Raw genomic sequence first — 5,378 nt, 5'->3', positions numbered from 1 at the left:
GGGATGAAGTCCCCCGGCTACAAAACGGCGCCCGGTCAACCGGGCTGGTGTGCGGTCTGGATCAAGCCCCGTTGACGGGGCGCCGCTGCGTAGCCTGGCGATTTCATCGCCAGGCGAATGGCTGGCTCCGATGGACGGGGCGCGCCGCCGGGGGATCGCCGGGGGATGAAGTCCCCCGGCTACAAAACGGCGCCCGGTGAACCGGGCTGGTGTGCGGTCTGGATCAAGCCCCGTTGACGGGGCGCCGCTGCGTAGCCTGGCGATTTCATCGCCAGGCGAATCGCTGGCTTCGCTGGACGCCGCCCGCCGCCGGGGGATCGCCGGGGATGAAGTCCCCCGGCGACAAAACGGCGCCCGGTGAACCGGGCTGGCGTGCGGTCTGGCATCAAGCCCCGTTGACGGGGCGCGGGGGATCAGGCGTTTTCGCTGGCGCAGGCAGGGCACACGCGGGGATTGCTGAGCTGCTGTTTGTGGCGTGTGCAGATGGCAAACACCTCCATGCGTTCGCCGAGTAGAAAACGGCGCTTGATGGCGCCCTCCAGGGCCAGGTAGCGCGTGTTGGTCTCGCGCAGAATGCCTGGCACCGGGCAGGTGTTGCACACGTTTGGATTCCAGGCCGCAGATTCCCGACTCTTGGGCAGGCGACATTCCTTCACCTCGCGGCCGCGATGATAATCCTCGAAGTAGAAACGACAGTCAATACGTGCCGGCATAGTTACTCCATCGTTAGAGAATGACCAACCCGATCCCCACCAGCGTGATCAGCGCGCCGATGATACTGCTCAGGCTGGGAATTTCGCTCAGGAACAGAACGCCTAACAGAACGCCTCCGGTGACTTCCTGCGTAGCGACCAGGTTGACGTAGGTGGCATGCACGCGGCGCAGGGCCGCGTTGTAGAGCGTATGCCCAAAGCCCAGCGGCAAAATGCCCAGGCCGACCACAGCCAGGATCTGCTGCCAGCCGTAAGCGGCCGGGTGAAAGTTGACGACTGCGGCCGGTATGGCCCACAGCGCGGCCAGCCCGTAAACCAGCCCGGCGTAGGTCAGCAGGGGATACGCTGCGCGCTGCGAACGTCCGGCCACGGAGTAGAGGCCAAAGGTGATAGCCGAGCCAAGCGCCAGCAGATCGCCAAACGCCATCGTTGCGTTCCAGGTTGGTTCGAAGCTGGCAAGAACGGCCACGCCGATCACCGCCAGCGCGACGCCCCCCCATTTGCGCTGCGGCATTGGTTCGTTCAAGAACCAGGCGGACGCCAGGGTGACGAAAATGGGCGCGGTGTAGACAATGGCCAGCGAATGGGCGATCGTTGTGTAACTGAGCGAGGCGATGTAGAACAGAAAATGGAGCGCGGTGATCAGTCCGAACACCACGAAGCGCGCCCAGTCGCCGCGCGCCACGCGCAGCGGCTGCCGGCTCACGCGCGCCAGGGTCAACACCGCCAGGCTGGCGACCAACAGACGCCCGGCGGCAATCTCGTACGCGCTGAGCGGAGCTGCCCAGCGCACCAAGACGGGGCTGGTGGAAAAGAACAAAACGGCCAGCGCCACCAGGAGCAAGCCTTTGCGTTGTTCAGTCACGCGGGCGCACCGCAGGAGCGCAGGCTCAAGAGAGCCGCGTGGATGAAAATGCCGGCGCGCCGGGCGTTCCAAACTCGTGCGGAGCGCCGATCGGCCAGCCCTTGACCAGCCGCGGCCGTCGGATCACAAAGGGGCCGAGCAATCTTCATGTCAGCGGCCCATGCGCGGGGCGCGCCACCAGGGATGATAACAGGCAATCCGCGGCGATCCGTGTTCATCCGTGGCCTATTTTCAGGTTAGTTGCCCATGCCCCGGTGGCACAACCGTGGATGAAAACAGGCAATCCGTGGCGATCCGTGTTCATCCGCGGCCTATTTTCAAGTCAGCTGCGCCGCATGTAGGAAAGGTGTCCATACGCATCATTATTTTGGCAGCAGATAGGGCAAAACATAGCCCAGCGCCATGCTCAAGATCAGGAACAGGCTGAGAACAATCAGTACGACCTGACGCCAATCGCGTTTGGGCGTATTACTTGATTTGCGAGTCATTCTTTGTAATCCTCCAGGATGGCTGAGTTACCGGACACTGTACCATAATTTACCCTTCCTGCAAGTGTTTGACAAATTACGCGGCCTCTCCTATAATCCGCCCCAATCTTCTAACCCTCAGCCGTCTTGCGAAACGACCCCCCAATCGCCATTCTCTGGGCCATTGCCCAACAAATTTGCCAGTCTTGTATGTATGCAGTCAGGAGGAGAACGTATGTCCAAGCGAGTGTACGGTCTGTTTACCCTATTGTTGGTTGCCTCGGTGCTGTTGACAGCCTGCGGCGGTGCAGCGTCCACCACGGCGCCGGCGACCAAGGCGCCGGAAGCCACCAAAGCGCCGGCCGAAACCGGTAAGACGATCAAAATTGCAACCCAAAGCCCGCTCTCAGGCGGCAGCGCGGCGGTGGGTGAAGGCATCAAGAACGGCGCCCAGTTGGCGGTTGAGCAGCTCAGCGACAGCTTGAAGGCCATGGGCTTCACTGTCCAGATTGTGCCCTTCGATGACCAGGGCAAGCCGGAAGTGGGCGTGGCGAATGCCAAGAATATCGTGTCTGATCCCGCGATTCTGGGCGTGGTCGGGCATTACAACTCCGGCGTGGCGATTCCATCTTCGGAAGAATATCACAATGCCCAACTGGTGCAGGTGTCGCCAGCCAACACCAACCCCAAGATCACCGATCGCCTGTATGCGGAAGTCAACCGTGTCTGCGGTCGTGACGACATCCAGGGCGTCGTGGGCGAGCAGTTCGCGCTGAAGAAGCTCGCCGTCAAGAGCGTCTACATTCTGCACGACAAGACCACCTACGGCCAGAGCATTGCCGACTTCTTCCGCCAGGCGGCTGAGAAAGACGGCATCAAGGTGCTCGGCTTCGAAGGCACCGAGGAGAAGGCCAATTTCGACCCGATTCTGACGCCGATTCAGGCCGCCAATCCGGACCTGGTCTACTTTGGCGCGATCTTTGACCAGGCCGGCATTCTCTTCAAGCAGGCGCGCGACAAGGGCATCAAGGCCACCTTTATGGGGCCAGATGGTCTCGACAGCGCGGACCTGGTGAAGATCGCCGGCGAGGCTGTCAACGGCATGTACTACACGACCGTGGCCGGCCCGGTTTCCTACTACCCGGAAGCGGCGAAGTTCGCCGCTGATTACAAGGCGCGCTTTGGAAAGGATGCCGAACCGTTTGGCGCGCAGTCCTATGACAGCGCGGCCCTGATCCTGAAGGCGATCGAAAACGCGGCCAAGGCCAACAACAACCAGATGCCGACCCGTCCCGCCGTGCGTGATGCGGTGCGCGCGTTGAAGGATTTCAAGGGCATCACCGGTACGATCAATTTCGACAGCAAGGGCGACCCCGCCGTCGCCAACTATTTCGTCATCCAGGTCGTCTCGGCCGACCCGGCGAAGTGGGGCGACAACAAGGCCGTCGAAACCCTGGCGATTCCCGCGCCGCCGCCGCCGGCCCAGTAATCTCGAGGATTTGGAGTGCGGTGACACGTCGCCGCCTGTTTGGAGTGCGGCGGCATGTCGCCGCACTCCAAACAGCATAGAGAAACAGGGGTTTAGTTAGCTTCCCCATCTGCGGAAAGCGATGCGATGTCGAGATTTCAACTCCGAACACTCCGTGAGCTCTTCACCCCACTGGTTCGAATTGTCACCTTCGCCGTGATCAGTTCGCTGGTGATGTCCCTGGTTGTTTTGATTCTGGCGCTGCTCCTGCGCGGCAGCCGCACCGACACCAACTTGATGGTGGCCGTCGTTGCCCTCCTGCCGCAGACCGTCATTGATGGGATTACCCTCGGTTTTCTCTACGCGCTGATCGCTCTCGGCTACACGATGGTCTACGGCGTGTTGGAGTTCATCAATTTCGCTCACAGTGAAATCTACATGGTCGGCGCGTTTGCCGGGGCTGAGTTGGCGCTCACCTTGCAGGCGGCTAATCTCCTGCTGGCGATGCCGCCGCTGCTCTATGTGGTCTTGGCCGTTCTCGTGGGCATGATCGTCAGCGGCTTGTTGGCGGTGACTGTGGAGCGGATCGCCTATCGCCCGCTGCGCAATGCCCCGCGCCTGGTGCCGCTGATTTCGGCCGTCGGCGTCTCCTTTTTTCTGCAAGATGCGGTGCGTCTGTTCGAGAGCTTTCATCGCAACGCCTTCTACCTCACCTTCCCCTCTTTGCCCGCGTTCGACCGCCGTCTCATCTTAGGCTCCCTTCCTACCGCGACCGGAGGCGTGATTGATGTCGGTATTTCGGTCAAGGTGATCGTTTTTATCGTAGTCGCCATCTTGATGCTCATCGGCCTCAATTACCTGGTCAACGCGACCAAGCTGGGAACGGCCATCCGCGCCGTGGCGCAGGACCGTTCCGCGGCCGCGCTGATGGGCATCAACGTCAATCAGATCATTGCCCTGACCTTCCTGATTGGCGGCGCGTTGGGCGGCGCGGCCGGGGTGTTAGCGGGGATCAAAGCCGGCACGATTGACCCCTTCTTTGGCTTCATTCCTGGCATCAAGGCCTTCACGGCCGCGGTGTTGGGCGGCATTGGGAACATCACGGGCGCGATGCTCGGTGGGATCACCCTGGGTTTACTCGAAGCTTTTGTGTCGTCCTACCTCACCCTCTTTTCGCGCGGCGCGCTGCCCGGCGCGGATTACGCGGCGATTACGGCGTTCATGATTCTGATCGGTATCCTGATTTTCAAGCCATCGGGTCTGTTGGGCGAACAAGTGGGGCAGAAGGCATAAAGGTATGACCACCCAACCATCAGGCGAACCCAATCGTTCATCATGGCTATCCAGGCTCAGCGGCCTGCTCTTGTCTGGCCCGCAGGCCTATGTGATTCTGGCCCTCTACATTGCGCTCACCACGTTTGGCGCCTTCACGAACAGCCGCTCACTACCGATTTTCCTGCTGTTCGAAGGCTCGCTGCTCCTCATTTTTGCGGCCAAAATTCCGACACGCGCCCGGTCGTTGTTTGGCGTCCTGGTTTTGCTTGTGCTGCTCCCCCTGCTTGGGATTCGCAATGCGTACTACCTGGAAGTGGCGACGCAAATTGGCATCTACGTAGCCCTGGCCCTGGGCCTCAATATCGTGGTTGGCTTTGCTGGCCTGCTCGATCTCGGCTACGTCGCCTTCTACGCCGTAGGCGCCTATGTCTGGGCCATCTTTGGATCATCCCATGCCAACGAATTTGCTGCGCCCGGCGGCCTGGTTGTGACAGGCATCGGACTGCTCGGCGCGGTGGTGAGCGGCGCGCTGATCTATCGCTTGCTCAAACGTTACACCTCCGGCGGCGCGGTCAATGGCCAGGGATCGG

The 5,378-nt window shown here is 61.1% G+C and carries 7 protein-coding genes; 4 read left to right on the top strand and 3 right to left on the bottom strand.

Features of this window, described 5'->3' with window-relative positions:
• The coding region (locus tag ACPQ6D_RS23625; protein ID WP_423226818.1) for a hypothetical protein at positions 1–200 on the top strand (200 nt) is incomplete at its 5' end.
• Between the two features lie 213 nt (positions 201–413).
• Here the strand turns inward: ACPQ6D_RS23625 and ACPQ6D_RS23620 are convergent.
• The 3 genes from ACPQ6D_RS23620 to ACPQ6D_RS23610 form a co-directional block, all read right to left on the bottom strand.
• Positions 414–713 carry a hypothetical protein gene (locus ACPQ6D_RS23620; RefSeq protein ID WP_423226817.1) on the bottom strand — a complete coding sequence of 100 codons (300 nt, stop codon included), beginning with the start codon at positions 711–713 and terminating at the stop codon, positions 414–416.
• A gap of 13 nt (positions 714–726) precedes the next feature.
• On the bottom strand, positions 727–1,578 hold the full coding sequence (locus tag ACPQ6D_RS23615) for a DMT family transporter (protein WP_423226816.1): 852 nt from the start codon (positions 1,576–1,578) through the stop codon (positions 727–729).
• 362 nt (positions 1,579–1,940) lie between these two features.
• Positions 1,941–2,066 (bottom strand): hypothetical protein, encoded by a 126-nt coding sequence (locus ACPQ6D_RS23610; RefSeq protein ID WP_423226815.1) that lies wholly within the window; start codon positions 2,064–2,066, stop codon positions 1,941–1,943.
• A gap of 214 nt (positions 2,067–2,280) precedes the next feature.
• Here ACPQ6D_RS23610 and ACPQ6D_RS23605 point away from each other — a divergent pair, with 214 nt between their 5' ends.
• From ACPQ6D_RS23605 to ACPQ6D_RS23595, 3 genes are all read left to right on the top strand, one after another.
• Positions 2,281–3,534 carry a branched-chain amino acid ABC transporter substrate-binding protein gene (locus ACPQ6D_RS23605; protein ID WP_423226814.1) on the top strand — a complete coding sequence of 418 codons (1,254 nt, stop codon included), beginning with the start codon at positions 2,281–2,283 and terminating at the stop codon, positions 3,532–3,534.
• 126 nt (positions 3,535–3,660) lie between these two features.
• A complete protein-coding gene (locus ACPQ6D_RS23600; RefSeq protein WP_423226813.1) occupies positions 3,661–4,806 on the top strand; it encodes a branched-chain amino acid ABC transporter permease in 1,146 nt (381 codons plus the stop codon).
• A 4-nt stretch (positions 4,807–4,810) separates the two neighbouring features.
• Positions 4,811–5,378 (top strand): ABC transporter permease subunit (locus ACPQ6D_RS23595; RefSeq protein ID WP_423226812.1); only part of this gene is annotated, 568 nt, incomplete at its 3' end.

This window comes from Candidatus Amarolinea aalborgensis, from assembly GCF_900491745.1.
In the GTDB taxonomy this organism is placed as follows: Bacteria; Chloroflexota; Anaerolineae; order SSC4; family Amarolineaceae; genus Amarolinea; species Amarolinea aalborgensis.
Note: the sequence above shows the minus strand (reverse complement) of the source record. Positions and strands in the feature narration are given on the sequence as shown.